Here is a 25,281-nt window from a genome sequence, read left to right on the forward strand (position 1 = left end):
CACCCCATCCTTAAGGAACACCGTCCATGCAATTGTGCGGATTTGATATCGGGCTTGATAAACCGTTTTTCCTGATCGCCGGCCCCTGCGTGGTCGAGTCCGAGCAGCTGCAGATGGATGTGGCCGGACAGCTCAAGGAAATGACGTCCAGCCTGGGCATCCCCTTTATCTTCAAGAGCAGCTTTGACAAGGCCAACCGCAGCTCGGGCACGAGCTTTCGCGGCCCCGGCATGGAAAAGGGCCTGGAGATTCTGGCCAAGGTGAAAAAAGAGCTGAATGTGCCCATCCTCACCGATGTGCACACCGAAGCCGAAGTGCCCTATGTGGCCAGCATCGTCGATGTGCTGCAGACCCCGGCCTTCCTGTGCCGCCAGACTGACTTCATCCGTGCGGTCGCCCAATCGGGCAAGCCGGTCAATATCAAGAAGGGCCAGTTTCTGGCGCCCCATGACATGAAGAATGTCATCGACAAGGCCCGCGCTGCCGCCAAGGAAGTGGGCCTGCCCGAAGACAGCTTCATGGCCTGCGAACGCGGCGCCAGCTTTGGCTACAACAACCTGGTGAGCGACATGCGCTCGCTGGCCATCATGCGCGAAACCAACGCGCCCGTGGTGTTCGACGCCACGCACAGCGTGCAGTTGCCCGGCGGCAATGGCACGTCGAGTGGCGGCATGCGCGAAATGGTGCCCGTGCTGGCCCGTGCAGCGATTGCCGTGGGCGTCGCTGGCGTGTTCATGGAAACCCATCCCGACCCCTGCAACGCCCTGAGCGACGGCCCCAACGCCGTGCCGCTCAAGCACATGAAGGCCTTGCTCGAAACCATGGTGGCGCTGGACAGCATCACCAAGAAGAACGGTTTTCTGGAAAACAATTTTGGAGCTTAAATGCCAAGCGCATACATCATTGCATCGGTCACCGTCACCAACCCCGAGCAGTACGAGGAGTACCGCAAGTACAGCACCATCGCCATGCAAACCTATGGCGCCGAGGTCTGCGTGCGCGGCGGCAAGGTCGAGGTGATCGAGGGCGACTGGAACCCCGGCCGCACCGTGATCCTGAAGTTCAAGGACAGCGAGCAAGCCCGCCGTTTCTATGATTCGCCCGAATACAGCAAGGCGCGCGAAGCGCGTGCCGGCGCCGCCATCATGCGCATGGTGCTGGTCGAAGGCGTTTGAACGTCCATCCCGCATCCCCTCCCCTTGATTCCGTGCAGTTGCAGTCCACCCGTTTGCAGCGCACCAACCCTTTTCTCAATCTCTGAAAGGCTCTAAAGTGAGTGCAATTGTTGATATTGTTGGCCGCGAAATTCTGGATTCGCGTGGCAACCCCACCGTGGAATGTGATGTACTGCTGGAATCGGGTGTGATGGGCCGCGCGGCCGTCCCATCGGGCGCCTCCACCGGTTCGCGTGAAGCCATCGAGCTGCGCGACGGCGACAAGAGCCGCTACCTGGGCAAGGGCGTGCTCAAGGCCGTCGAGCACATCAATACCGAAATCTCCGAAGCCATCCTGGGCCTGGACGCCGCCGAACAGGCCTTCCTGGACAAGACCCTGATCGATCTTGACAACACCGACAACAAGAGCCGCCTGGGCGCCAATGCCATGCTGGCCGTGTCGATGGCCGTGGCCCGCGCTGCTGCCGAAGAAGCCGGTCTGCCGCTGTACCGCTACTTTGGCGGCATGGGTGGTGTGCAGCTGCCCGTGCCGATGATGAACGTGATCAACGGTGGCGCGCACGCCAACAACTCGCTGGACCTGCAAGAGTTCATGATCGTGCCCGTGGGCGCGCCGAGCTTTCGCGAAGCGCTGCGCTGGGGTGCTGAAGTGTTCCACGCGCTGAAGAAGATCATCGACAGCCGTGGCATGCCCACCGCCGTGGGTGACGAAGGTGGTTTTGCGCCATCGGTCGAGAACCATGAAGCCGCCATCCAGCTGATCCTCGAAGCCATCGACCAGGCCGGCTACACCGCTGGCGAGCAGATCGCTCTGGCGCTGGACTGCGCTGCCTCCGAGTTCTACAAGGACGGCAAGTACGTGCTCGAAGGCGAAGGCGGCATCAGCCTGACGGCCGAGCAATGGACCGACATGCTGGCCGCCTGGTGCGACAAGTACCCCATCATCTCCATCGAAGACGGCATGCACGAAGGCGACTGGGATGGCTGGAAGGTGCTGACCGAGCGCCTGGGCAAGAAGGTGCAACTGGTGGGTGACGACCTGTTCGTGACCAACACCAAGATCCTCAAGGAAGGCATCGACAAGGGCATCGCCAACTCGATCCTGATCAAGATCAACCAGATCGGTACCTTGAGCGAAACCTTTGCCGCTATCGAGATGGCCAAGCGCGCCGGCTACACCGCCGTGATCTCGCACCGCTCGGGCGAGACCGAAGACAGCACCATCGCCGATATCGCCGTGGGCTTGAACGCGGGCCAGATCAAGACCGGGTCGCTCAGCCGCTCGGACCGCATGGCCAAGTACAACCAGTTGCTGCGCATTGAAGAAGACCTGGGCGAAGTGGCCGTGTACCCCGGCCGCGCCGCCTTCTACAATCTGCGCTAAGCCTGCTGCGGGGCATGGCCTCAGGCCCTGCCCCGCCAGCCCTTTCGAGCCCTGTTTGCCATGATCTCTCGCATTGTTCCCTTTGTGCTGCTGGCCATTTTGGTCAGCATCCATGCCCAGCTCTGGAGTGGGCGCGGCAGCGTGCCCTATGTCAAGGACATGAAGCAGCAAATCGCCACGCAGAAAACAGAGAACGAAGCGGCCAGGCGTGAGAACGTGCGCCTGGAGACCGAGGTCAACGACCTCAAGCAGGGCATGGACATGGTCGAAGGCAAGGCCCGCAATGAGCTGGGCATGGTCAAGCCCAATGAAGTATTTGTGCAGTACACGCGCAAATAAAGCAGCGCCGCCCCCAGCCCCGACAAGCGCCTCTTTGCAGGCGCTTTTTTGTCGCTGCGCGCTGGCTTTGGCCGTATCATCGCGGCCATGCCTGCGACGCCCAACCCAGCCATGACGCCCAGTACCCAGCGCTCGCCACCGGCGGTCTATCTGGCCTCTGCTGCCTGTGAAGATGCCAAGCGGCTTGCACAGCAGCTGGAGCACTACCTGGCACAGAGCGCTACCGCATCCACGCCCGCCTTGGTGCTCAAGGCATGCAGCTTTACCCAATTGGCAGGTCTGCCAGCGCAGGATGCGCCAGCCATTTTGCTAGACAGGCACGACGCCGTACTGCTGATTGCGCCACCACTGCCGGCCAGCTCAGGCCAGTCCGATCCAGCGCAGACTCTGCTGATGCAGGCACGCCTGCACCTGGTGGGCCAGGGGCAGGCGTTTCAATTGTTATTCAGCCAGGGCCACCGGCTGGAGCAGGAAGCACTTGCAGCGCTGTGCAACTGGTTCCCGCAGGCGCCGGGCCTGCAGGCCTTGCGCATGGCACTGGGCCAGGCCAACCCAGGCGCGCGTGCGCGCTGGAACTGCGAAAAATGCAGCGACCCCGATTGCGAGCTGCGCCTGTTCCAGGGCCTGATCACACCGCAAACCAGCTAAGCGCGACCAGCGGGGCGCCCGGCATCACTGCACCAGGTTGGAGGCCGGCGGGTCATTGCCGCGCTCGGTAAACAGATGCGCCACATCGACAGCGTCAAAGCGGTACTGCTGGCCACAGAATTCGCAGCCCACCTCGATCATGCCCTGCTCTTCCAGAATGCTGTCGGACTCTTCCTGGCCCAGGCTGCGCAGCATATTGCCCACACGCTCGCGGCTGCAGGTGCAGGCAAAGTGCGGGCCGCCTTCGCCGTCTTCAGGCACAAAGCGCAGCAGCTTTTCTTCCCAGAACAGGCGGTGCAGGATGGTCTCGACATCGAGGCTCAGCAGCTCATCGCGGGTCAGGCTGGCAGCCAAGTGGGCAATGCGGTTGTACTCTTCATTGAGGCCGATCTGGTCGACCTCTTCGGTGTTCTGCGCGCCTGCGGCCAGATTGGCCTCGCCCTTGATCGGCATGCGCTGCACGATCAGGCCAGCGGCCACCTTGTCGTTGGCTGCCAGCACCAGCACGGTGTCGAGCTGCTCGGACTGGCGCATGTACTGCTGCAAGATGGCAGCCATGCTCTGGAGCGGCTGGCCATCCACATCGACCAGCGGCACCACGCCCTGGTAGGGCTGCTGACCAGGTTGCCTGTCTTTGGGGTCCAAGGTGATCGCGCAGCGGCCCTTGCCATGCACATTGACCAGGTCGGTCAAGGTCGCATCGGCGGGCAAGTCGCCCACCATCGTGACGGTGGAGCGCACGCTCAGGTTGGTCAGCACCTCGGTGACGGCCAGCTTCACCGGGCCATCACCCGAGATCTGGAACACCAGCGCGCCATTGAATTTGATGTTGGACTGCATCAGCACGCCAGCGGCGGTCATCTCGCCGAGCATCTCCTGCACGGGCAGCGGGTACGGGCCGGTACTGGTATTGACGGCGCGGCGCTGCAAGATCTCTTGCCAGGCATCGGTCAGTCGAACAATGGCTCCCCGCACGGGCAGCCCATCAAACAAAAATTTATGCAGTTCAGACACTGTAATTCTTCCAATTCAATACATGCAGGCCTGCTGCGCCCGGGCTTCGCACCCGGGGCCGCAGCGCCTCAATCCGGCAATTTTCGCAGACCCGATTTGAAACGCCGCGCATTGGCCATATAGCCCTCAGCGCTGCGCCGCAGCCCCTCGATCTGCTCCTGGCTCAACTGGCGTACCACCTTGGCGGGGCTGCCCACAATCAAGCTGCCTTCAGGAAACTCCTTGTTCTCGGTCACCACCGCGCCAGCACCCACGAGGCAATGGCGGCCGATTTTGGCGCCGTTGAGCACAATGGCGCCCATGCCGATCAGCGACGCATCGCCAATCGTGCAGCCATGCAAGATGACGTTATGGCCGATGGTGACGTGCTTGCCGATGTCCAAGGGCTTGCCCTTGTCGGTGTGCAGCACGCTGCCGTCCTGAATATTGCTGCCCTCGCCAATGCGGATCGGGTCATTGTCCCCGCGCAGAATGGCACCAAACCACACACTGCTGTCTGCGGCCATCTCCACGCGGCCGACCACCTGCGCGCTGTCTGCAATCCATGCCGAGGCGGCAACCTGCGGTTGCACACCATCGAGTTCATACTTCGCCATCATGTCTCCATCGGGTTATGGTTACAGGTCAATCCCCTGTGAGTGCTCGCAGGAGCGCGGGCCATGCCTGCCTTGCACGCCTCCATGGGGCGCCAGCCTCATAATTGTAGGGATGGAATTACGTCAATGTGCCTTGCAAGCCCTGTGTGTGGCCGATGCCGAGGAAAAATCCGCGCTCACTCTTGCCATGTATGCGCAAAGAGCCACTATTTCAATAGCACCCGGGGCGCAGCTGCAAGTGCCCGAGGGCATCAGCCTGCCCGGCCACCCGGCCAGACCCGAGCTCAAGGTCCATACCGCCATGGGCCGGCGCTCCCCGGCAACGGCTGAGGGGCGCGCCATCTTGCTGCACGCCATCGCCCACATCGAGTTCAACGCCATCAACCTGGCGCTCGATGCCATCTGGCGCTATGAAGGCATGCCCGAGGCCTTCTACCAGGACTGGCTGCAGGTGGCGGGCGAGGAAGCCAAGCATTTCCGGCTGCTGCGTGCCCACTTGCGCAAATGGGGCCATGACTATGGCGACTACCCCGCGCACCAGGGTCTGTGGACCATGTGCGAGAAAACGGCCGATGACATCGTGGCGCGCATGGCCTTGGTACCCCGCACCCTGGAGGCCCGTGGTTTGGATGCAACTCCCCAGATCCAGGCAAAATTGCAACAAACAGCTGCGCCAGACGCACTGGAGGCGGTCGCCATCCTGGACATCATCCTGCGCGAAGAGGTGGGACATGTGGCGATCGGCAACCACTGGTACCGGTTTCTTTGTGCGCAGCGCGATCTGGACCCAGAGCAGCACTACAGCTGGCTTGTCAGCCACTACGAGGCACCCCGCCCCCGCCCGCCAATCAACCTGCCTGCCCGCCGCCAGGCCGGGTTCAGCCAGAGCGAGTTGGACTGGCTGCAGGGGCAACTGTAACAAACAGACGCTTTTTATACGCCAAAAGCGTGTGCAGTTTGCTACAAAACCAGCAGGTTCACTCTCTCCATAGACGCGTGAAATGCCCGATATGAAGGACAATGCACGTCGATCCCGAGTTAACGAAATGCAGACATTGCTTACACCAGTTGCTGGTGAGGCACCACTGATGCATGCAATGGTTCAGCCGTACATGCAACACACGAGCGCGCCTCCTTCAACACCCCCCTCCATGGCAGCTGCCATGGTGTTCACATCACCCGCACCCCCTATTGCCTGGCAGCCGATCAAAGATGCCAGCGGCGCCGTCACCGGCCACGAGATATTCAACCGCTCCCGCACCGCGTCGTCCCATACGCTGGAATCAGACCTGGCGCTGACGCATGCCGTGCTCTCGCACATCGAGCCCGCCCCCTTATTGGGCGATGGCCTGCTGTTTCTGAACACCACGTTCGAGAGCCTGCGCGGCAGCCATCTGAATCTGCTGCCTGCAAGCCAGGTGGTGCTGGAGATCCCGTCACTGGGCCATGCCGCATCGTCTGAAGCGCTGGCACGCCGCCCCGCGCTGGAGGCCTTGCGTGCCAAAGGTTTTGCGCTCGCGTTCAACCACTCGGTGCTCGATTCGGCCTACGCGCCCTGGCACGACCTGGTCAACTACCTGAAGATCGATTTCTCGGTGCTTTCGGCCGAGCGCGCGGTACTGATGCTGCAGTGGGCGCGCCGCATCTCTGGCGCCACCTTGATCGCCGACAAGATCGAGTCCACTGCGCAGCTGCAACTGGCGCAGGAGAACAAGGCCCATCTGCTGCAAGGCTATGCGGTCAGCCGCCCAGAACCCATACCCGCCCGGGTCGTGCTGCCCAGCACCGCCGATGTCGCGGCACTGGCTCAGGCGCTGAACAACAAGGCCGATACCGCGACCCTGGTCGAGTTGCTGCAGCACCGCCCCGCCCTGCTGTTCAATCTGCTGCGCATGGCACAGTCGCAAAACCTGGAGGCGCGCGCGCCTTACCTGTCCTTGCCCGAGCTGGTCCAGGCCTACCCGGCCGAAGACCTCAAGGCCTGGGAGACCCTGCTGCAGGCCGTGGCGGCCAAGATTCCGCAGCTGCCCCAGATCCAGCACTGCGAAAAGCTCTACCCGCGCCTGAGCGCAGAATTGGCAGCCAAGGCCCAGGCGCAGTGGCCGCAGGTGCCCGCCGGCAACCTGCAGCTGGTGGCCGGCGCCTTGCTGCTTGGCCACATCCTGGGCATGGGCGTCGAGCACACCGCCAGCCAGCTGCTGCCCGGCGCGCTGGCCTCATCAGCGCGCCTGCTGGCCCAGGAGTGGCAGGCGTTGCTGCCCGTGCTGGCCTAAGCCCTATACACCCCACAGAAAAAGCCCGGTGCTGCATCAGCACCGGGCTTTTTTGTCAGCTCGCTGACCAGCAGCGTCATGCCTGCTGGCCGGGGTGATCAGACCATCTCGCCATCCAGGTCGTCGTCATGCGCGCGCTCACGGATAAAGAACGCCGCAATCAGTCCCAAAGTCACGCCAAACATCACATAGAAGGCCGGCGACATCGTCGAGCCCGTGGTCTTGATCAGCCAAGTCACGATGAACTGGGCAAAGCCGCCAAACACCATCACGGCGATGTTGTAGGCCATGGACATGCCCACAGAGCGCACATTCGCAGGGAAGAGCTCAGCCATCACCGTGCTGAAGACGCCAAAGAACACCGACACAAAGAGGCACACAACGACCTGCACGGTCATCAGCTTGGCAATGCTCGGGCCATCGGTCAGCCAGGCGTACAGCGGGTACAGCACCACCAGATAGCCCAGCAGCGAACCAATCATCAAGGGACGGCGGCCCACCCGGTCGGACCAGGCGCCCATGAAGGGCATCAGCACAACCATCAGCGCCGCACCGGCCATCTGCACCATGAAGGTATCGTGCAGCGGCAGCTTCAAGGTGACGGTCGAATAGGTCACCAGATAGGTGAAGGTGATGTAGATGGACACCGTGGCCGTTACCACCAGGCCCATGCCCACCAGGGTTTCACGCGCATGGGTGCGCAGCATCTCCAGCACGCCCACTTGCTTGACCGTGCCCGCCTTTTGCGCGGCCTGCATCTTCACAAAGGTTTCTGGCTCTTCGACATGGCGGCGGATATAGATGGCCACCGGCACAATTAACAGGCCCACCGCGAAGGGAATGCGCCAGGCCCAGGACATCAGCTGCTCCTGGGTGAAGAAGTCGGTGATCAAGGTGCCCACCGCCGCGCCAATCAGCAGTGCCGCCATCTGGCCCGTCATCTGCCAGGAGCCATAAAAGCCCCGTTTGCCCTTGGGCGCCAGCTCGATCAGCAAGGCCGTCGACGTGCCGAATTCGCCCCCTGCGGCAAAACCTTGCAGCAAGCGTGCCAGCACGATGAAGATAGGCGCCCAGATACCCACACCCTGGTAGGTCGGCGCAAAGGTGATCAGTGCAATGGCCACGGCCATGATCCCGGTGACCATCACCATCGCCGCCTTGCGGCCCTTGCGGTCGCCGTACAGGCCCAGCAAGATGCCGCCCACCGGACGCATAAAGAAGCCCACGCCAAACACCGCCGTGGTCATCAGGATGCGGTTGAGGTCATCGCTCGGATCGTTGGGGTTGGAGGGGAAGAACAGCTTGGCCACAATGGGCGTCATGAAGGCAAAGACCAGGAAGTCATACCATTCGAGCGCGTTGCCAATGACAGCGGCCAGAATATTTCGCTTGGATACAGCAGTAGATTGCACGCAAAAATCCTAAAAAACACGAGGCACAGCCGGCAGCAACACGGCTAGATGCAATAAGGAGAACGGAGAATGATCTTTGGAGCGGTGCAGACAGACAGGCGTGCAAGACTGAAAAACGGGCAAATCCAGGAAAACACAGACCGCACCGGGCTTGATTTATGCACGCAATGCATAAATAACCATAAAGATCAGCATTGAATTGTAATCGGTCGCAAGCAGCGCGCTGGGCGCCTCAGCCGGATTTAGCCCAAATGGCGGCGCAGGAAAACCGGTTTTCCCAAGCTGCGGGAGGCCCTGCGCCAAAGACGGTGCAAGCCGCTGAATTGCTGGGAAAAGGCGCTGCCACCCCTCCCAATGACCAAGGCTTTAGCGGCGATCCGCCAATGCGTGGGCAATCGTGCCCAGGTCCACATATTCGAGCTCGCTGCCAATGGGTACCCCACGGGCCAGGCGCGTCAAGCCAATACCCCTGCGCTGCAAAGCCTCGCTGATCACATGGGCAGTGGCCTCCCCTTCGGCGGTGAAATTGGTGGCCAGGATCACCTCCTGCACCACGCCGTCGCTCGCCCGTTGCAGCAATTGCTGCACACCGATATCGCGCGGTCCAATGCCATCGAGCGGTGACAGGCGCCCCATCAGCACGTAGTAATAGCCTTTGTAGGCACCGGTGCGCTCAAGGGCTGCCTGGTCAGCGGGGGTTTCCACCACGCACAGGCGAGCGGCATCGCGCCCCTCATCCAGGCAGGTGTCGCAGATCGTGTTTTCGGTAAAGGTATGGCAGCGCTCGCAGTGCTGCACCCGGCTGCTGGCCTCGTGCAAGGCGCGCGCGAGCAGCTCGGCCCCCTCCCGGTCGTTTTGCAGCAGGTGAAACGCCATGCGCGATGCCGACTTCACCCCCACGCCCGGCAGTCGGCGCAGTGCCTGCACCAGGGCCTCCAGCGTGCCGGTATCAGACATGGCGATGCCTCACCAAGCAGTGCACAGCGCAGACAAGCCTTGGGTTGCGCGTGGCAGCCAAAGGCACAGGGGCGGCAAAAGCGTGCGGCAAAACGAGGCGCGCGCTTAGAACGGGAACTTCATGCCGCCGGGCAGGCCTGGCATGCCAGCGGTGATCTTGCCCATTTTCTCGTTGCTGGTCTCTTCGGCCTTGCGCACCGCGGCGTTGAAGGCGGCAGCCACCAGGTCTTCGAGCATGTCCTTGTCTTCGGACAGCAGGCTGGGGTCAATGGTCACGCGCTTGACGTCGTGCTTGCAGGTCATCAGCACCTTGACGAGACCGGCACCAGACTCACCTTCGACCTCGATGTTGGCCAGGTCGTCCTGGGCCTTCTTGAGGTTGTCCTGCATGGCCTGGGCTTGCTTCATCAAACCTGCGAGTTGTCCTTTGTTGAACATGGAAAATCCTTTTGTATAAAAACCTGCAGCAGACGGGAGGGCCCATCTGCCAGCGAACGCCGCATCATAGAGGCTGAATGCTGCCGGGCACTATTTTCGCGCCAAATTGCTGTATCAAAGACTGGACATAGGGATCCTGGCGCACGGTTTCCTCGGCCGCGCGCTGGCGGGCCTGCACGGCATGGGCCTTGCGCCGCGCCGGGCAGTCGCTCACGGCGCCCACCGACACCTGGATCTTGCCCACCAGACCGGCGGCCACCAGTGCGGTGCGCAGGCGCTCGATCGTGCCGGATTGGGCCAGCGACTCGAGGTCCACCCGCAGCCACCACTCGTCGGCCTCGCGCTTGATGAGCTGCGAGCGCAGCGCCAACTGGCGCGCCACCGCCGTAATGGCTTCGGCCTGCACCAGGGCTGTCACGGTGTCGTTCCAGAAACGCCCCTCTTCGGTGTCCTCGAATTCGGGCGGCACCCGGCCCAGGTTCTCGCCAAAGTTGGCCGCTGGCCGGTCCAGCTCACTGGCTTGCGGCGTTTGCACCGGCAAGGCAATCAGGCTGGCACGGTCAGGTGCCGCTGCAGCGGGCGGCTGCGCAGCAGGCGCCGCATCGGGCAGATCGGCCAGCGCTGCTGGCTCGTCATCCGCATACGCCTCCATCGGTACCTCATCAAAGTACGGCGCTGCGGTCTCGTCCTCGGCATCGCTGTCCGGCTCGGACGGGGCATCGTCGTCATGGGACTGCGGCTGCTCCTCTTCCACCAGCTCCTTCTCGGTCTGGGCGGGGGTCGGCGGGTCGACTGGGACAGGCGCCACAGTGGCAGTGGCGCGTGCGGGAATCAAATCTTCTGCGCTGCGCACAGGCAGCTTGACGGCCTCGACCGTGGGCGTGGCGACGATAGGCTCCGAAGCCGGAGGTGCTGGCTGGGCCACTGGAGCCGCCACAGGTGCCGGTGTGGGCACGGGCGCGGGCACTGAAACAGGTGTAGAAACGGGCGCAGAAATGGCTGCGGATGGCGGAGCAGCAACAACAGGCGCTGCAAGGGCTACGGACGCATCCACCGCAGTGGCGACCTGCGGCGCTGGAGACGCAGCAAGCGGCGGCACCACGCGCGGAGCAACAGCCACGGCAGGCGCGGCAAGGGGGGCAGCAGCCTGCTTGGGCCCAGCAGCCACCGGCGCCGCAGCCCCAGCACTATTCAGAGTTTTTTTTTCAGCCGTGCCCGCAGGCTTGAAGGCCAGCAGTCGCAGCAGCGCCATCGTCAAGGCCGCATATTCATCCGGTGCCAGGCCCAGCTCGCCCCGGCCATGCAGCGCAATGCTGTACAGCAGCTGGGTTTCGTCCGCCGGCATGAACTGGGCCAGGCGCAGCAGCTCCTGCTGCTCGGCGTCGTCCTCAGCGGCAGCGGCCTGGGCCTTGCCAGGCACGGCCTGGAACACGGCCATGCGCTGCAGCTGCACGGCCATGTCTTCCAGGGTAGACGCAGCAGACAAGCCCTGGTGGCGCAGCTGGTTGACGGTATCGACCACCTCGGCGCCATCGCCGCGCGCCAGTGCCTCAATCAGGCGAAACACATGGCTGGAATCGACGGCGCCCAGCATCCGGCGCACGCTGGCCTCTTGCAGCTGGCCGCCACCAAAGGCAATGGCCTGGTCGGTCAGCGACAGCGCATCGCGCATGGAACCCCGGGCTGAGCGCGACAACAGCCGCAAGGCCTGCGGCTCGGCCGTAATCTGCTCTTGCACCAGCACGCGGCCCAGGTGCTCCTGGATCGTCTCTGGCGCCATCGGGCGCAGGTTGAACTGCAGGCAGCGCGACAGCACCGTGACCGGCACTTTTTGCGGGTCGGTCGTCGCCAGCACAAACTTCAGGTACTCGGGCGGCTCTTCCAGGGTCTTCAACATGGCGTTGAAGGCGGTATTGGTGAGCATGTGCACTTCGTCGATCATAAAGACCTTGAAGCGCCCCTGCACCGGCTTGTACACCGCCTGCTCCAGGAGGCCCTGCACTTCATCGACACCACGGTTGGAGGCGGCATCGAGCTCGGTGTAATCGGGGAAACGTCCGCTGTCGATCTCGGTACAGGCTGGGCACACGCCGCAAGGCGCAGCGGTGATGCCGCCATGGCCGTCCGCGCCTGTGCAGTTGAGCGACTTGGCCAGAATGCGCGAGACCGTCGTCTTGCCCACACCCCGGGTTCCCGTGAACAGGTAGGCATGGTGCAAGCGCTGCTGCACCAGCGCATTGGACAGCGCCTGCACCACATGCTCCTGGCCTACCATTTCAGAGAAATTTCGCGGACGGTATTTGCGAGCGAGAACAAGATAAGACATAGCATCGCATTCTACGGTCAGTCACGGCCATGGGCGGCACTGGCTGCGCGCAGCTTGCAATACTTTTGGCCGCTGCGCCCTGGCCGCACAGGCGAACAAGGACTTTTTGGCCAGCTTGGCCAAGGGGCCCCATTCTTTAGGTACAATCGACAGCTGACGGGCCTCCTCGCATGGGGAAGCGGCCAACCGGGTCAGGTGGGGAACCAAGCAGCCCTAACTGTGGATCCAGTGCCGGGGTCAGGCTCGTCACCTTCTTTCGAACAATGCCAGCCTCGTGCTGGCATTTGCTTTTCCAGGCCAGGCGTGGGAATCCACGTAGAATGGCGCCCAAGCCATTCCTGTCACTGCCATGAAATACCTGCTGTGGCTGCTCAAAGCTGTCATCTTCTTCACCCTGTTTGCATTTGCGCTCAATAACCAGCGGGATGTGGTGGTGCACCTGTTCTTTGGCACCCAATGGCAGGCCCCGCTCGTTCTGGTGGTGCTGCTCGCCTTCAGCGCGGGCGTGATTCTCGGCATCATCGGCATGGTGCCGCGCTGGTGGAAGCACCGCAAAGCCGCGCAGCGTGCAGCGGCGGCGCAAGCCATTGCGGGCGAACCCACCCCCTCCACCAACGCCCCTGCGGACGAGACCACCCCGCTGCCACCTCATGGAATTTGACATCTCCTGGATCCTGCTGGGTTTCCCCGCTGCGTTTGTGCTGGGCTGGCTGGCCTCGCGCTTTGACTTGCGCCAGATTCGCCGCGAGAACCGCAGCGCCCCCAAGGCCTACTTCAAGGGGCTGAACTTTCTCCTGAACGAGCAGCAGGACAAGGCCATCGATGCCTTTATCGAGGCCGTGCAGAACGACCCCGATACCGCCGAGCTGCACTTTGCACTGGGCAATCTGTTCCGCCGCCGGGGCGAATACAGCCGTGCGGTACGCGTGCATGAGCACCTGCTCTCACGCGCCGACATCAGCAAGCCCGAGCGCGAGCGCGCCCAGCATGCGCTGGCCCTGGATTTCATGAAGGCCGGGCTGCTGGACCGCGCCGAAGATGCGCTGGCCCGGCTGGAGAACACCCCTTACGAGAACGAGGCCCGTCTCTCGCGCCTGGCGATCTACGAGCGCGCCCACGACTGGCCGCAAGCCGTGCAGATTGCGCGCCTGATGCACAGCCATAACCAGGGCGACTACAGCGTGCGCATTGCCCACTACCTGTGTGAGCAGGCGCTGGGCCAACTCGCCCATGGCCAGCTCGACGCCGCGCAGGACTTGCTGCAGCAAGCCCAGTCCGAGGCGCCGCATGCACCGCGCCCCCGGATCGAGCTGGCCCATCTGCAGCACAAGAGCGGCCATCCCTTGCTGGCACTGGGATCGCTGATGGAGCTGGCCGCGGTGTCGCCCTCCTCGGTGCCCCTGGTCGCGCCGCTGATGCTGGAGCTGGTCAAGGCCGACGAGCGCAAGCCCCAGGTACGTGCGCTGCTGGAGGCCAACTACCACAGCGCGCCATCGCTGGATGTGATGCAAAGCCTGGTGCAGCTGGACGAATTTGCCGGCGTGGAGCAAGCCGAGGGACCGGTCGGGCGCGACTGGTACATCGAGCACCTGCGCCACGAGCCCTCACTGGTTGCGGCCGGCCGCTGGCTCGCCCAGGAATCGCTCAGCCACGAAGAGCACCACCCCGCCATTCAGCGCGCGCTGGACAATGCCGCAAAACCGCTGACCCGCTACCGCTGCGCCGCCTGCGGCTTTGAGGCGCGCCAGCATTTCTGGCAATGCCCCGGCTGCCAGTCCTGGGACAGCTACCCGCCGCGCCGGGTGGAAGAGCAATAAGAACCTCGCTCTCCCAGGAGAGGTAGGACTTCCCAGTCGCTTCTGCTAGGATGCGCAAACGCCCTGCTCTGGGCGCAGGAGCCCTGATATGCCACGGCACCGGACCCTACGCACCCCAGCCTCGCCCGCACAGCCCTGCTGCCATGCGCCAGCAGCGGTACCGCGCGCGCCCCCGCCCCGCGCACTACAACTCCTGGACTCAGCGGACCTGCGGCGCAACCATCTCCTCCCCCTGTCCCAGCCCCCTGCCGCAACGCTGCAGTGTTGCCCTATGGGCAAGTGGCCGGCTATTCATGCAAAGCATGCATGGGCGCATGTTCAAAACAGGCATCAAGAAACCACCTTTGCTCGCGCATTTGCAGTCACTAACATAGGGTATTGACTATCGATAAGCCATGACCAATATCCTGAACTTGCTCGGGTTTTAGTAGCAGCTGGGATCGGGCCAGCTTGTAGAATTTACAAAGAAATGGCACTTTCCTACCTGATCCTCCTCCCCTTCATCGGCAGCGCAATTGCAGCGCTGCTGCCTGCCAACGCGCGTAACACCGAGTCCACGCTGGCAGGGGCCATTGCGGTGTTCTGCGTGGTTCAAGTTGCCATGCTTTTCCCGGAAACGCAGAACAACGGCGTGGTGCACCACAATGTGGCCTGGCTGGGCCAGCTCGGGCTGGATCTGCACTTCCGCATGGATGGATTTGCCTGGTTGTTCTCCATCCTGGTGCTGGGCATCGGCAGCTTGGTGGTGCTGTATGCGCGCTACTACATGTCGCAAGCCGATCCGGTGCCACGCTTTTTCTCGTTCTTCCTGGCCTTCATGGGCTCGATGATGGGCGTGGTGCTCTCGGGCAACCTGATCCAGCTGGTGTTCTTCTGGGAACTGACCAGCCTCTTCTCCTTTTTGCTGATCGGCTACTGGCACCACCGCAAGGACGCACGCATGGGCGCGCGCATGGCGCTCACCGTGACCGGCACCGGGGGCCTGTGCCTCTTGGGCGGTGTGCTGCTGCTGGGCCACATCGTGGGCAGCTATGAGCTCGACAATGTGCTGGCCGCCGGTGACCAGATCCGCAACCATGAGCTCTACCGCGTCACCCTGGTGCTGATCTTGCTCGGCGCGCTCACCAAGAGCGCGCAGTTCCCCTTCCATTTCTGGCTGCCGCGCGCAATGGCGGCGCCCACCCCGGTCTCGGCCTATCTGCACTCGGCCACCATGGTCAAGGCCGGTGTCTTTTTGCTCGCCCGCCTCTGGCCTGCGCTGAGCGGCACCGAGGAATGGTTCTGGCTCGTTGGTGGCGCCGGCGCCATCACCTTGCTGCTGGGCGGCTATATCGCCATGTTCCAGCATGACATGAAGGCGCTGCTGGCGTATTCCACCCTGTCGCACCTGGGCTTGATCACCTTGCTGCTGGGCCTCAACAGCCCGCTGGCCGCCGTTGCTGCCGTCTTCCACATCATGAACCACGCGACCTTCAAGGCCTCGCTGTTCATGGCCGCCGGCATTGTCGACCACGAGTCAGGCACACGCGATATCCGCCGCCTCTCCGGCCTGCAAAAGATGATGCCGATCACCGGCACCTTGGCGATGGTGGCCAGTGCGGCCATGGCCGGCGTGCCGCTGCTCAACGGCTTTTTGTCCAAGGAAATGTTTTTTGCCGAGACGGTGTACATCAACACCACACCGTTTCTGACCACCGCCTTGCCGGTGGCCGCTACCTTGGCGGGCATTTTCAGCGTCGCCTATTCGCTGCGCTTCACGGTCGATGTGTTTTTTGGCCCACCGGCCACCGACCTGCCGCACGAGCCCCATGAGCCACCGCACTGGATGCGCGTGCCGGTCGAGCTGCTGGTACTGATCTGCCTGCTGGTGGGGATCTTCCCGGCCTGGGCGGTGGGCAGCTACCTGGATGCAGCTGCTTCGCCCGTGGTGGGCGGCAACTTGCCAGAGTTCAGCCTGGCGCTGTGGCACGGCATCAATGCACCGCTGGTGATGAGCATCATCGCGATGCTGGCGGGCATCTTGCTGTATTTGCTGCTGCGCCTCTTGCGTGCCAAGCAATACCTCGATGATGCGCCGCTGGTTGGCCGCGTCAATGGCCAATGGGTGTTCCAGGCGGTGATGGCGATCATCACCAATGGCGCGCGCCATATGCGCCCCTGGCTGGGCACGCGCCGCTGGCAGTGGCAGGCACTGTGGCTGGTGCTGGCGGCCTTGTTGACCGCCACCTTGCCGCTGCTGATCCACGGCCTCCAGCTGGGCAACCGGGGCCTGCAGCCGCTGTCGCCCGCCTTTGGCATTCTCTGGCTCATCGGTATCAGCTGCTCGCTGGCAGCGGCCTTCCTGGTCAAGTACCACCGCCTGGCGGCCCTGGTCACCTTGGGCGGCGCGGGCCTGGCCACCTGCATTACCTTCCTGTGGTTCTCCGCACCCGATCTGGCCTTGACCCAGCTGGTCGTCGAAGTGGTCACCACGGTGCTGCTGCTGCTGGGTCTGCGCTGGCTGCCCAAGCGCGACAAGAAGCTCAAGAAAGTCTCCCAGCATGGTGCACTGGTCACGTTGCGCCGCTGGCGTGACCTGGCCATTGCGCTGCTCGCCGGCGGCGGCATGGCCTGGCTGTCGTTTGCGATGATGAGCCGGCCTTTCCCGGAGAGCACTTCTACCTTCTTCCTGGAGCGCGCCCTGCCCGAGGGCGGCGGCACCAACGTGGTCAACGTCATGCTGGTCGACTTTCGTGGCTTTGATACCTTTGGCGAGATCGTCGTGCTGGGCATTGTGGCGCTCACCGTCTATGCCCTGCTGCGGCGCTTCCGCCCCGCACCAGAGGCCATGGATGTGCCCGAGCAGCAGCGCTTCTTGCCGGCTGACTTGCAGACCGACCTGCTCAACCCGCGCAGTGCCACCGATACCGCCGTGGGCTACCTGATGGTGCCCGCCGTGCTGGTGCGCCTCTTGCTGCCGTTTGCCGCGATTGTGGCGATGTACCTGTTCATGCGTGGTCACAACGAGCCCGGTGGCGGCTTTGTGGCCGGCCTGACCCTGGCCATCGGCCTGCTGCTGCAGTACATCATCTCCGGCACGCACTGGGTGGAGTCGCATCTGCCGATCTACCCGCGCCGCTGGATTGCCGCCGGCCTGCTGTTTGCGCTGGGCACCGGTGTGGGCAGCTGGTACTTTGGCTACCCGTTCCTGACCAGCCACACTGCGCATCTGACCTTGCCCGTGGTGGGCGAGATCCATATCGCCAGCGCGCTGTTCTTCGATATTGGGGTGTTCTCGCTGGTCGTGGGCTCGACCATGCTGATGCTCACCAGCATTGCCCACCAATCCGTCCGGGGATTCCGCTTCCACGAGCGCCAGCAAGGCGAGCGCAGCGACTCCGCTTCTCAACCCTAAGGACAATACCAAATGGAAATCGTACTGGCCATTGCCATTGGCGTATTGACCGGCTCCGGCGTCTGGCTGTTGCTGCGCCCACGGACGTTTCAGATCATCATGGGTCTGCTCTTGCTGTCGTATGCGGTCAATTTGTTTATCTTCAGCATGGGCCGCGTGGGCCTGGCGATCGACCGCGAGCCGATACTGCAGCCCGGTGTGCCCACCGACCTGATGCATTACGCCGACCCCATGCCGCAGGCCCTGGTGCTGACGGCCATCGTCATCGGCTTTGCGATGACCGCCCTCTTTTTGGTGGTGCTGCTCGCCTCGCGCGGCATGACGGGCACTGACCACGTGGACGGATCCCTCTCCAACGATGTGCAGGAGGCGCCTTGATGTCGCTGATGACGCTGACTGAGCGCCTGATGCCGCACCTGCTGCTGGCACCGATTTTGCTGCCCATGCTGACGGCAGCGCTGATGCTGACGCTGGGCGAGAAGTACCAACGCACCAAACTGCTGATGAACATCAGCTCCTGCCTGATCGGCCTGGTCATCGCCATGGCCCTGGTCAAGTGGAGCAACCAGGATGGCATGGCCACCTCGATGAGCGTTTACCTGTCGGGCAACTGGGCCGCGCCATTTGGCATTGTGCTGGTGCTCGACCGGCTCTCGGCCCTGATGCTGCTGACCACCAGCGTGGTCGCGCTGTGTGCCGTGGTGTATTCCGGCGCGCGCTGGCACCGGGTGGGTGTGCATTTTCACCCGCTGTTCCAGTTCCAGATGATGGGCCTGGCCGGTGCCTTCCTGACCGGTGATCTGTTCAACCTCTTCGTGTTCTTCGAGATCATGCTGGCCGCCTCCTACGGTTTGCTGCTGCACGGCTCGGGCAAATCCCGGGTGCAGCATGGCCTGCACTACATCGCCATCAACCTGGCAGCGTCCTCGCTCTTTTTGATCGGCGTGTCGATGCTCTACGGCATCACCGGCACCTTGAACATGGCCGATCTGGCGCGCATCATCCCCAGCGTCAGCAGCGCTGACCGGGGCTTGCTGCACACCGCAGCCGGTATCTTGGCCACGGCCTTTCTGATCAAGGCGGCAGTCTGGCCGCTGAACTTCTGGCTGGTGCCCGCCTATGGCTCGGCCACCGCGCCGGTGGGCGCCATTTTTGCGCTGATGACCAAGGTGGGCATCTATACGATTGTGCGGCTGTGGACCTTGATGTTCAGCAGCGAGGCCGGGCCTTCGGCTCATTTTGGCAGCGCTTGGCTGATCTTGGGCGGGCTGGCCACGATGCTGTACGCGGCGATCTCGATCCTGGGTACGCAGCGCCTGGGCTATGTGGCGGGCTATGCAGCCATATTATCAGCAGGCACCTTGCTCGCCGCTGCCGGCTTTGGCCAGAACCTGATGACCAGCGCCTTGCTCTACTACATGCCCAGCTCCACCTTGGCCGTAGCGGCCCTGTTCCTGGTCACTGACCTGATCGAGCGATGGCGCACCACCGATGGCGCCAGTGTGCGCTTTGAGGATGAGGAGGCGCCGTTTTTGACCGCAGAGCTGCTGCCACGCGAGGGCCTCAACCTCGACGAGGACGAGGAAGTGCTGATTGGCCGGGCCATTCCGGCGGCGATGGCCTTCCTGGGCCTGTCGTTCATGGTCTGCACCCTGGTGATTTCCGGCCTTCCCCCGCTGTCGGGCTTTATCGGCAAATTCGCGATGCTCTCGGCGCTGCTCAATCCGCTGGGCCTGGGCTCGTCGGCGGGCACGCAGATCGGCTGGCTGGGCTGGCTGTTCATGGCCATTTTGATCGCCACGGGCCTGATGGCCTTGACGGCCCTGGTGCGCATCGGCATTCGCGAGTTCTGGTCCAGCATCAGCCGCAGCACGCCCGAGCTCAAGGTGATTGAAGGCCTGCCGCTCGCCATCTTGCTGGGCTGCTGCATTCTGATGGTGACCCATGGCGCCAGCGTGATGCGCTTTACCCAGCGCGCGGCCGACAACCTCCATTCGCCTGGCAACTACATCCGCGCTGTGCTGGAGACCAACCCCAAGCCCTCCCCCACGGCCAAGCCCGTGGTCACGCCCGAGATCCCGACCGTGCTGCCTGAAACTGGCTTTACCGCTGCGCCCGATGCAGCCATCGCCGGAGGTACCGAGCCATGAAGCGCCTTTTCCCTGCGCCCCTGCTGTCCGTGCTGCTGTGCCTGGTGTGGCTGCTGCTCAACCGCAGCATCAGCCCGGGCCAGATCATCCTGGGCGTGCTGTTCGGCTTGCTGATTCCTGTGCTGACCCAAGGCCTGCGTCCCCGCTCGGTCAGCATCAAAAAGCCCTGGACCATCATCCGCCTGGGCTTTCGTGTCGCCGCCGATTCGCTGCAATCCAATCGCGCCGTGCTGCGCCTGCTGCTGATGCCCGGCACCCGCAAAAAGCCGGCTGGCTTTGTGCACGTGCCCCTGCAACTGCGCGATCCCAATGGTCTGGCGGTGCTGGCAATGATCGTCTGCATCACGCCGGGCACCGCCTGGGCCGAGATATCGCGTGACCGTTCCATCCTGCTGTTGCACGTGCTGGAGGCGGATGACCCACAGGGCGTTATCGACCACATCAAGGCCTTCTATGAACGGCCCCTCATGGAGATTTTCGAATGAACAACATTCTTGCCTGGACGATGCCGGCGGCCCTCTTCATCCTGCTGCTGGCCATGCTGTTTGCGATGATCCGGCTGCTCAAGGGCCCGCAGGCCCAGGACCGTGTGCTGGCCCTGGACTGCATGTACCTGATCGGCATGCTCGCGATGCTGGTGCTGGGCATCCACTATGCGTCGGTCAATTACTTTGAGGCCGCCCTGCTCATCGCGCTGTTTGGCTTTGTCAGCTCGACGGCCATGGCCAAGTTCCTCCTGCGCGGGGAGGTGATCGAATGACGGAAATCGACCTGCCCATCTGGGTGCAGATTGTGGTGTCGGTGCTGGTGCTCGCGGGCTGCTTGATCACCTTGATCGGCGCGCTCAGCCTGTTTCGCCTGCCCAGCTACTACGAACGCGTCCACACGCCGTCCATCATCGCCTGCGCCGGCTGCTGGCTGATTGTCTGGAGCTCGGTCCTCTTCTTCAGCCTGCAGTCGCACAAACCCAGCTTTCACACCTTGCTGATCGCTGTGCTGCTGTCCGTGGCCGTACCCATCACCAATATCTTTTTGATGCGTGCGGCGCTGTTCCGCGACCGGCGCATGGGCAAGGATGTGCCGCCTAGCCTGAGCCGCATCGTGTCGGCCAACCCGGAAGGCAACGACGCCTGAAACCGTGATGGCGGTAGGCGGCCAAGGCACCGCCAGGGACGAGGTTCAGGCGGGAATAAGCGCCCGGGGACAGCAGGAACAGCGCGCTTGTTCTATGCTGGTGGATCACCAGCATCCACACCCCAGGCCCTGCCATGACGCTTCTGCTCTCCCACACCCTCAACCGCACGCTCAGCCAATGGATGGCTGAGCGCTTGGCCCATCCGCAGCCCGAGCTGGCATGGCAGCTCTGGTGTTTTGAAGGCGTTGATGCACGCCGGGCGGCTGAGCAGCAACTGGCCAAGCACGGCATCCGCGCCCGCATTCGCAGTGCCTACAAGCCGCTGGTACATGCGGTGCTGGAAGACCTAGACACCACCGGGCTGCAAAGCCTGCAGCTGCACTATCCGCTGCATGCGGATGCGGCGCCCAACCGTTTTATGCTGGAGGCCTACCCGCTGGCCGCCATGCTGCCACACGGTGTCGATCTGCAGATGGCCGCCGGCCAGCACAACAGCAACTACACCCTGGCGCTGCGCTACCAGGATGGGCGCACACAAAGCCTGCAGGTGTTCGCGCCCAACCGGGCTTTCCAATCAGCGCACGGCAGCAGCGGCATCACCCCCTGCGGCTGGCAGCAGGCGCATGACGCCCAAGGCCGCACCGTGCACGATGCCGCCCTGCTCACGGACTACGAGGCAGCCTATAGCCAGGCCATGCAGGCCATTGAGCACCATGCCTGGCCCAAGACCGAGCCCTTCTTTGGCCGTCTGCATATCGCCATGCAACTGCCCGGATTTGAACAAGCGATTGCCGGCACCGGCGAGACCATGAGCACGCCCGAAGCCATGCACGAGGACCTGTATTTCTCGCTGCTGGAACATTTTCAAAAGCTGTCCGGGCGCGCAGCCGGTGACCGCCGCCTGCAACCGGGCCAGATCGTGCCGGACATCCAGATCGCCGCACAGTCCCATCCGCTGGAGCTGACAACGGTCGGCTTGCAGATCCGCGCACTCGCGCTGAGCGAGCCCCTGCCCGAGGTGGAAGAAGGCCTGCCAACCGCTACCTATAGCCCCCACAGCTTTGCCCAGGCCGATGCGGCCGCAGCGCAGCTGCAGCGCGCGCCGAGCCTCACCCAGATGGATGCGCTGGTCCAGCCGCTGTTTGATGCCTATGGCAGCGCCTGCCAGGGCCAGAGCGTGCAGGGCCGCCGCATAGCCGCCACCTACAAAAAGGGCAGCGAGCATCCGGTGGTGCTGAGTGGCGGCCAGCATGCCAATGAGATATCAGGTGTGACAGGCGCCTTGCGCGGCGCGCTGGCACTGGCGCAGCAGGCGGACAGCCACTTTGCCTACATCCCCGTCGAGAACCCCGACGGCTATGACCTGCACCAGTGGTACTGCCGTTACGCCCCCGAGCAGATGCACCATGCAGCACGCTATACCGCGCTGGGCGATGACCTGGCCTACCGCGACCATGCCCCCTGGTACGAAGGCGCACTGCGCCGTGATGCGATTGCCGCCAGCGGCGCGCAGCTGCACCTGAGCCTGCATGGCTATCCCGCCCATGAATGGACGCGCCCCTTGTCCGGCTATGTGCCCCAGGGCTTTGACCTCTGGACCATTCCGAAGGGCTTTTTCCTGATTCTGCGCTACCAGGAAGAGTGGCAGCCGCAGGCCGAAGCGCTGGCCGAGCGGGTGGCGCAGGCCCTGCTGCAGGTGGCGGGCTTGCCGGAGTACAACCGCCGCCAATTGGCGCTGTACCAAAGCCATTCCGGCCGCCAGCCGTTTGAGCTGCGGCATGGCACACCCTGCACGATGCAGGTCGACAACAACGGCCTGACCCCCGTGAGCCTGATCACCGAGTTCCCGGACCAGACGGTGGTGGGCGATGCGCTGGTCTTTGCGCATACCGTGCAACGCGCTGCGGTGCTGGCCGCCTATGCCGCCTGGCAGGACATTGTGCAAACGCGCTGAGCTGGGAAGCATCACTGGCGTGGCACCGATTTTTCACGCAGTGCAGCTGCGCCCTGCTAAGCTGCCTGCCATGTGGAATGTTCTTGGCATATCGATTGGCGCCTGCCTGGGCGCGCTGGCACGCTGGCAACTGGGCCGCTGGCTCAACCAGCCCCATGCCTTGCTGCCCTGGGGCACCTTGGCGGCCAACCTGGGGGGCGGCTACGCCATTGGCCTGCTGGTGGCGCTGTTCCAAAACGCACCGGGCATCGACCCGGTCTGGCGCCTGGTGCTGATCACCGGTTTTCTGGGCGCCCTCACCACCTTTTCCAGCTTCTCTGCCGAGACGGTATCGATGCTGCAGGCCCAGCGCTACGGCCTGGCGCTGTTGCAATGCAGCCTGCACCTGCTGGGCTCGCTGGCGTTGACGGCCCTGGGCCTGGCGACCGGCCAGGCGCTGTGGGGTGGGCGCTAAGAATCCTTAAGGCGTATTTTTTAAGGCATTGCCGCGAGTGCATGCCCAAATCGCTCTATATTCAGTAGCAGCGCAGGCCCCGCTTGCGCTGTTTGTGTTTTTTGTGAACGCTGGTGCCTGCCGGGCACTGGCATTGTGAAAGCTGGAGAAGACCATGGACGCCAACACCCAACTCGACGAACAAGTCATGGCGCATGACTGGAACCTGTTCGGTGCCGACATACCTGCAGAGCAGGCGGCCAAGCGCGACTCTTACCGCCTGGCTTTTGCAGACCCCGAGTTTCTGAGCCGCCGCGAGACCCGCTCGATCCGCTTTCAACTCGAGATGCTCAAGCCCGACCTGGAGCTGACCGCCCAAGGCATCAACAACACCGTCGTGGTGTTTGGCAGCGCGCGCTTTGTGGCGCCTGAAGAGGCTGAGCTGCTGCTGGCGGCCGCCCAGACCCAGGGCGATGCGCAAGCGATTGCCGTGGCGCAGCGCGCCATGGCCACCAGCCGCTACTACGACGCCGCACGCCGCTTTGCACGCCTGGTGGCCAAGTTCAGCGAAACCCAGAAGCTCGAAGACCGCCTCTACATCTGCACTGGCGGCGGCCCCGGCATCATGGAAGCGGCCAACCGGGGCGCCTCCGAGGAGCACGCACCCAATGTCGGCATGAACATCACCTTGCCCCATGAGCAGTCGGGCAACCGCTACATCACGCCGGCGCTGTGCTTCAAGTTCCACTACTTTGCGCTGCGCAAGATGCACCTGATGATGCGCGCGCGGGCCCTGGTGGTGTTTCCCGGCGGCTTTGGCACGATGGATGAGCTGTTCGAAGTGCTCACCCTGGTGCAGACCCACAAGGCCAAGGGTGTGCCCATTGTGCTGTTTGGCGTGGACTACTGGTCGCGCATGCTGAACTTCGATGTGATGATCGAGTACGGCACCATCTCGCCCGAGAACGTCAAGCTCTTCCACATCACCGACGATGTGCATGAGGCCTGCCGCATCATCCAGGCCTACTACCAGCGCTAACGCAGCGCCCAGGCATAAAAAAACCGCTCCTGACCATGCAGCCAGGAGCGGTTTTGCTTTGGGTAGTGGCAGCGTCTGCCGCTGCGCCGATCAGCCGCCCAGGTAGGCCTTGCGGATGTCCTGGTTGCGCAGCAGGTTGACCCCGCTGTCTTCCAGCGTGACCTTGCCGGTCTCCAGCACATAGCCCCGGTCGGCGATCTGCAGCGCCTGGTTGGCGTTTTGCTCGACCAGGAACACGGTCACGCCCTGCTCACGCACGGCCTTGATGATCTCGAAGATCTGCGCAATGATCAGCGGCGCCAGGCCCAAGGTGGGTTCATCGAGCAGCAGCAGGCGCGGCTTGCTCATCAGCGCCCGTCCAATGGCCAGCATCTGCTGCTCGCCGCCCGACATGGTGCCAGCGCGCTGCTCGGCACGCTCCTTGAGGCGGGGAAAGAGCCCGTAGACATAGTCAATGCCGTGCGCAATCTCCTGCTTGTTCAAGAAGAACGCGCCCATCTGCAGGTTCTCCATGACCGTGAGGTCCTTGAAGACGCGCCGGCCTTCGGGCGAGATCGCAATGCCCTTGCGCATGATCAGGTGCGAGGACTGCCCCACCAGCTCTTCACCCTCGAACTTGATCGAGCCCGTGGTGGCGCAGGGATTACCGCAGACGCTCATCAGCAACGTGGTCTTGCCAGCGCCATTGCTGCCGATCAGCGAGACGATCTCCCCCTCATTGACATGCAGGCTCACATCGTTGACTGCACAAATCGCACCGTAATGCGTGCTGATATTCTTGATTTCCAACATCGGCT

At 63.2% G+C, this 25,281-nt stretch carries 25 protein-coding genes and 1 other RNA gene; 19 read left to right on the forward strand and 7 right to left on the reverse strand.

Annotated features, from left to right (window positions below):
• Nucleotides 1-26 precede the first annotated feature (26 nt).
• From kdsA to ACPEE1_RS13435, 5 genes are all read left to right on the forward strand, one after another.
• Complete coding sequence (gene kdsA / locus ACPEE1_RS13415) at nt 27-884, forward strand: 3-deoxy-8-phosphooctulonate synthase (RefSeq protein ID WP_021028243.1); 858 nt, start codon at nt 27-29, stop codon at nt 882-884.
• Nucleotides 885-1,175: a DUF1330 domain-containing protein gene (locus ACPEE1_RS13420; protein ID WP_021028244.1), complete on the forward strand. Its 291-nt coding sequence runs from the start codon at nt 885-887 to the stop codon at nt 1,173-1,175.
• Between the two features lie 97 nt (nt 1,176-1,272).
• Nucleotides 1,273-2,559 carry a phosphopyruvate hydratase gene (eno, locus tag ACPEE1_RS13425; RefSeq protein WP_021028245.1) on the forward strand — a complete coding sequence of 429 codons (1,287 nt, stop codon included), beginning with the start codon at nt 1,273-1,275 and terminating at the stop codon, nt 2,557-2,559.
• Nucleotides 2,560-2,619: 60 nt separating this feature from the next.
• Complete coding sequence (locus ACPEE1_RS13430; protein ID WP_423933099.1) at nt 2,620-2,898, forward strand: FtsB family cell division protein; 279 nt, start codon at nt 2,620-2,622, stop codon at nt 2,896-2,898.
• Nucleotides 2,899-3,009: 111 nt separating this feature from the next.
• Nucleotides 3,010-3,546 carry a hypothetical protein gene (locus ACPEE1_RS13435; protein ID WP_133248207.1) on the forward strand — a complete coding sequence of 179 codons (537 nt, stop codon included), beginning with the start codon at nt 3,010-3,012 and terminating at the stop codon, nt 3,544-3,546.
• Between the two features lie 24 nt (nt 3,547-3,570).
• Here the strand turns inward: ACPEE1_RS13435 and ACPEE1_RS13440 are convergent, their stop codons facing one another.
• Nucleotides 3,571-4,560, reverse strand: a complete 990-nt coding sequence (locus ACPEE1_RS13440; RefSeq protein ID WP_116927339.1) for an Hsp33 family molecular chaperone HslO — start codon at nt 4,558-4,560, stop codon at nt 3,571-3,573.
• A 68-nt stretch (nt 4,561-4,628) separates the two neighbouring features.
• Nucleotides 4,629-5,156, reverse strand: a complete 528-nt coding sequence (locus tag ACPEE1_RS13445) for a gamma carbonic anhydrase family protein (RefSeq protein ID WP_116927421.1) — start codon at nt 5,154-5,156, stop codon at nt 4,629-4,631.
• A 112-nt stretch (nt 5,157-5,268) separates the two neighbouring features.
• On the opposite strand from ACPEE1_RS13445, the gene ACPEE1_RS13450 reads away from it, so the two are divergent.
• Nucleotides 5,269-6,075, forward strand: a complete 807-nt coding sequence (locus ACPEE1_RS13450) for a ferritin-like domain-containing protein (RefSeq protein WP_116927340.1) — start codon at nt 5,269-5,271, stop codon at nt 6,073-6,075.
• A gap of 232 nt (nt 6,076-6,307) precedes the next feature.
• Nucleotides 6,308-7,429, forward strand: coding sequence for an EAL domain-containing protein (locus ACPEE1_RS13455; RefSeq protein ID WP_182341064.1), 1,122 nt, complete (start codon nt 6,308-6,310; stop codon nt 7,427-7,429).
• Nucleotides 7,430-7,527: 98 nt separating this feature from the next.
• On the opposite strand, the gene ACPEE1_RS13460 is transcribed toward ACPEE1_RS13455, so the two are convergent.
• From ACPEE1_RS13460 to dnaX, 4 genes are all read right to left on the reverse strand, one after another.
• Nucleotides 7,528-8,841: an MFS transporter gene (locus ACPEE1_RS13460; protein ID WP_182341061.1), complete on the reverse strand. Its 1,314-nt coding sequence runs from the start codon at nt 8,839-8,841 to the stop codon at nt 7,528-7,530.
• 366 nt (nt 8,842-9,207) lie between these two features.
• Nucleotides 9,208-9,798 carry a recombination mediator RecR gene (recR, locus tag ACPEE1_RS13465; protein WP_116927343.1) on the reverse strand — a complete coding sequence of 197 codons (591 nt, stop codon included), beginning with the start codon at nt 9,796-9,798 and terminating at the stop codon, nt 9,208-9,210.
• A gap of 105 nt (nt 9,799-9,903) precedes the next feature.
• Nucleotides 9,904-10,236: a YbaB/EbfC family nucleoid-associated protein gene (locus tag ACPEE1_RS13470; RefSeq protein ID WP_021028254.1), complete on the reverse strand. Its 333-nt coding sequence runs from the start codon at nt 10,234-10,236 to the stop codon at nt 9,904-9,906.
• A gap of 64 nt (nt 10,237-10,300) precedes the next feature.
• Entirely contained in the window at nt 10,301-12,562 is a 2,262-nt protein-coding gene (gene dnaX, locus ACPEE1_RS13475; protein ID WP_423933107.1) for a DNA polymerase III subunit gamma/tau, read from the reverse strand.
• A gap of 155 nt (nt 12,563-12,717) precedes the next feature.
• On the opposite strand from dnaX, the gene ffs reads away from it, so the two are divergent.
• The 12 genes from ffs to ACPEE1_RS13535 all read left to right on the forward strand — a co-directional run bounded on the left by ffs (nt 12,718) and on the right by ACPEE1_RS13535 (nt 24,484).
• An RNA gene (gene ffs / locus ACPEE1_RS13480) (signal recognition particle sRNA small type) lies at nt 12,718-12,813 on the forward strand.
• Between the two features lie 98 nt (nt 12,814-12,911).
• Entirely contained in the window at nt 12,912-13,223 is a 312-nt protein-coding gene (locus ACPEE1_RS13485; protein WP_116927345.1) for a LapA family protein, read from the forward strand.
• Nucleotides 13,213-14,379: a lipopolysaccharide assembly protein LapB gene (gene lapB / locus ACPEE1_RS13490; protein ID WP_423933110.1), complete on the forward strand. Its 1,167-nt coding sequence runs from the start codon at nt 13,213-13,215 to the stop codon at nt 14,377-14,379. Before ACPEE1_RS13485 ends, lapB begins: the two co-directional genes overlap by 11 nt.
• Nucleotides 14,380-14,848: 469 nt before the next feature.
• Entirely contained in the window at nt 14,849-17,773 is a 2,925-nt protein-coding gene (locus ACPEE1_RS13495; RefSeq protein ID WP_423933113.1) for a monovalent cation/H+ antiporter subunit A, read from the forward strand.
• Between the two features lie 12 nt (nt 17,774-17,785).
• Nucleotides 17,786-18,151 (forward strand): Na+/H+ antiporter subunit C, encoded by a 366-nt coding sequence (locus ACPEE1_RS13500; RefSeq protein ID WP_021028259.1) that lies wholly within the window; start codon nt 17,786-17,788, stop codon nt 18,149-18,151.
• Nucleotides 18,151-19,923, forward strand: coding sequence for a monovalent cation/H+ antiporter subunit D (locus tag ACPEE1_RS13505; protein WP_116927348.1), 1,773 nt, complete (start codon nt 18,151-18,153; stop codon nt 19,921-19,923). Before ACPEE1_RS13500 ends, ACPEE1_RS13505 begins: the two co-directional genes overlap by 1 nt.
• The gene (locus tag ACPEE1_RS13510; RefSeq protein ID WP_116927349.1) at nt 19,920-20,408 is read left to right on the forward strand and encodes a Na+/H+ antiporter subunit E; all 489 of its coding nucleotides are present in this window, start codon (nt 19,920-19,922) and stop codon (nt 20,406-20,408) included. The genes ACPEE1_RS13505 and ACPEE1_RS13510 overlap by 4 nt, the downstream gene beginning before the upstream one ends.
• The gene (locus ACPEE1_RS13515) at nt 20,405-20,683 is read left to right on the forward strand and encodes a K+/H+ antiporter subunit F (protein WP_021028262.1); all 279 of its coding nucleotides are present in this window, start codon (nt 20,405-20,407) and stop codon (nt 20,681-20,683) included. The genes ACPEE1_RS13510 and ACPEE1_RS13515 overlap by 4 nt, the downstream gene beginning before the upstream one ends.
• Nucleotides 20,680-21,057 (forward strand): monovalent cation/H(+) antiporter subunit G, encoded by a 378-nt coding sequence (gene mnhG / locus ACPEE1_RS13520; RefSeq protein ID WP_116927350.1) that lies wholly within the window; start codon nt 20,680-20,682, stop codon nt 21,055-21,057. Before ACPEE1_RS13515 ends, mnhG begins: the two co-directional genes overlap by 4 nt.
• A gap of 134 nt (nt 21,058-21,191) precedes the next feature.
• A complete protein-coding gene (locus tag ACPEE1_RS13525) occupies nt 21,192-23,012 on the forward strand; it encodes a peptidase M14 (RefSeq protein WP_423933118.1) in 1,821 nt (606 codons plus the stop codon).
• A gap of 70 nt (nt 23,013-23,082) precedes the next feature.
• On the forward strand, nt 23,083-23,466 hold the full coding sequence (crcB, locus tag ACPEE1_RS13530; RefSeq protein ID WP_116927422.1) for a fluoride efflux transporter CrcB: 384 nt from the start codon (nt 23,083-23,085) through the stop codon (nt 23,464-23,466).
• 154 nt (nt 23,467-23,620) lie between these two features.
• Nucleotides 23,621-24,484, forward strand: coding sequence for a TIGR00730 family Rossman fold protein (locus ACPEE1_RS13535; protein ID WP_423933121.1), 864 nt, complete (start codon nt 23,621-23,623; stop codon nt 24,482-24,484).
• Nucleotides 24,485-24,574: 90 nt separating this feature from the next.
• On the opposite strand, the gene ACPEE1_RS13540 is transcribed toward ACPEE1_RS13535, so the two are convergent.
• Nucleotides 24,575-25,276, reverse strand: coding sequence for an ABC transporter ATP-binding protein (locus ACPEE1_RS13540; RefSeq protein ID WP_116927423.1), 702 nt, complete (start codon nt 25,274-25,276; stop codon nt 24,575-24,577).
• Nucleotides 25,277-25,281 lie beyond the last annotated feature (5 nt).

This window comes from Comamonas sp. 23 (assembly GCF_049601575.1).
Lineage (GTDB): Bacteria > Pseudomonadota > Gammaproteobacteria > Burkholderiales > Burkholderiaceae_C > Comamonas > Comamonas squillarum.

Bases quoted from the DNA above. Each gene is read 5' to 3' on its own strand.
- ACPEE1_RS13455 (WP_182341064.1), top strand. From the start codon at position 6,308: ATGGCAGCTGCCATGGTGTTCACATCACCCGCACCCCCTATTGCCTGG.
- ACPEE1_RS13535 (WP_423933121.1), top strand. From the start codon at position 23,621: ATGGACGCCAACACCCAACTCGACGAACAAGTCATGGCGCATGACTGG.
- crcB (WP_116927422.1), top strand. From the start codon at position 23,083: ATGTGGAATGTTCTTGGCATATCGATTGGCGCCTGCCTGGGCGCGCTG.
- ACPEE1_RS13540 (WP_116927423.1), bottom strand. From the start codon at position 25,276: ATGTTGGAAATCAAGAATATCAGCACGCATTACGGTGCGATTTGTGCA.
- ACPEE1_RS13470 (WP_021028254.1), bottom strand. From the start codon at position 10,236: ATGTTCAACAAAGGACAACTCGCAGGTTTGATGAAGCAAGCCCAGGCC.
- ACPEE1_RS13485 (WP_116927345.1), top strand. From the start codon at position 12,912: ATGAAATACCTGCTGTGGCTGCTCAAAGCTGTCATCTTCTTCACCCTG.
- ACPEE1_RS13515 (WP_021028262.1), top strand. From the start codon at position 20,405: ATGAACAACATTCTTGCCTGGACGATGCCGGCGGCCCTCTTCATCCTG.
- ACPEE1_RS13525 (WP_423933118.1), top strand. From the start codon at position 21,192: ATGACGCTTCTGCTCTCCCACACCCTCAACCGCACGCTCAGCCAATGG.
- ACPEE1_RS13450 (WP_116927340.1), top strand. From the start codon at position 5,269: ATGGAATTACGTCAATGTGCCTTGCAAGCCCTGTGTGTGGCCGATGCC.
- kdsA (WP_021028243.1), top strand. From the start codon at position 27: ATGCAATTGTGCGGATTTGATATCGGGCTTGATAAACCGTTTTTCCTG.
- recR (WP_116927343.1), bottom strand. From the start codon at position 9,798: ATGTCTGATACCGGCACGCTGGAGGCCCTGGTGCAGGCACTGCGCCGA.
- ACPEE1_RS13505 (WP_116927348.1), top strand. From the start codon at position 18,151: ATGTCGCTGATGACGCTGACTGAGCGCCTGATGCCGCACCTGCTGCTG.
- ACPEE1_RS13445 (WP_116927421.1), bottom strand. From the start codon at position 5,156: ATGGCGAAGTATGAACTCGATGGTGTGCAACCGCAGGTTGCCGCCTCG.
- ACPEE1_RS13420 (WP_021028244.1), top strand. From the start codon at position 885: ATGCCAAGCGCATACATCATTGCATCGGTCACCGTCACCAACCCCGAG.
- ACPEE1_RS13430 (WP_423933099.1), top strand. From the start codon at position 2,620: ATGATCTCTCGCATTGTTCCCTTTGTGCTGCTGGCCATTTTGGTCAGC.
- ACPEE1_RS13500 (WP_021028259.1), top strand. From the start codon at position 17,786: ATGGAAATCGTACTGGCCATTGCCATTGGCGTATTGACCGGCTCCGGC.
- ACPEE1_RS13510 (WP_116927349.1), top strand. From the start codon at position 19,920: ATGAAGCGCCTTTTCCCTGCGCCCCTGCTGTCCGTGCTGCTGTGCCTG.
- ACPEE1_RS13435 (WP_133248207.1), top strand. From the start codon at position 3,010: ATGACGCCCAGTACCCAGCGCTCGCCACCGGCGGTCTATCTGGCCTCT.
- lapB (WP_423933110.1), top strand. From the start codon at position 13,213: ATGGAATTTGACATCTCCTGGATCCTGCTGGGTTTCCCCGCTGCGTTT.
- dnaX (WP_423933107.1), bottom strand. From the start codon at position 12,562: ATGTCTTATCTTGTTCTCGCTCGCAAATACCGTCCGCGAAATTTCTCT.
- ACPEE1_RS13495 (WP_423933113.1), top strand. From the start codon at position 14,849: ATGGCACTTTCCTACCTGATCCTCCTCCCCTTCATCGGCAGCGCAATT.
- mnhG (WP_116927350.1), top strand. From the start codon at position 20,680: ATGACGGAAATCGACCTGCCCATCTGGGTGCAGATTGTGGTGTCGGTG.